At 60.2% G+C, this 261-nt stretch carries 1 protein-coding gene; it reads right to left on the bottom strand.

Annotated elements, in window-relative coordinates:
- A partial coding sequence (locus tag JEM65_RS22145) for an AMP-binding enzyme (protein ID WP_439953529.1) occupies positions 1-261 on the bottom strand: 261 nt, incomplete at both ends.

The raw sequence follows: 261 nt of genomic DNA, 5'->3' as shown, positions 1-261 counted from the left end.
TAATGCTCTAGGCGATTGCGGCCGTGCTTCATCGTGATGAACCCAGCAGCCCGCTGGCCTTTCAGCTCGTCGTGCAATCCGAGAACCGCGCACTCAGCGACATCCGGATGCTGCGAAAGCACTTCCTCCAGCGACCCTGTCGAGAGGCGATGTCCGGCCACGTAGATGAGGCCCCGAAGCGTTCCCCCGGCAATGATCGGGATCGCCAAAAGTGACACGACGCCTTCGCCCAAGACAGCACCGTCATAGTCATGGGTAATG

Origin of the sequence: Gelidibacter salicanalis (assembly GCF_016469035.1) — a bacterium.
GTDB classification, from domain to species: Bacteria; Bacteroidota; Bacteroidia; order Flavobacteriales; family Flavobacteriaceae; genus Gelidibacter; species Gelidibacter salicanalis_A.
The sequence above is the reverse complement of the archived record's forward strand: the minus strand, read 5'-3'. Positions and strand labels throughout refer to the sequence as shown.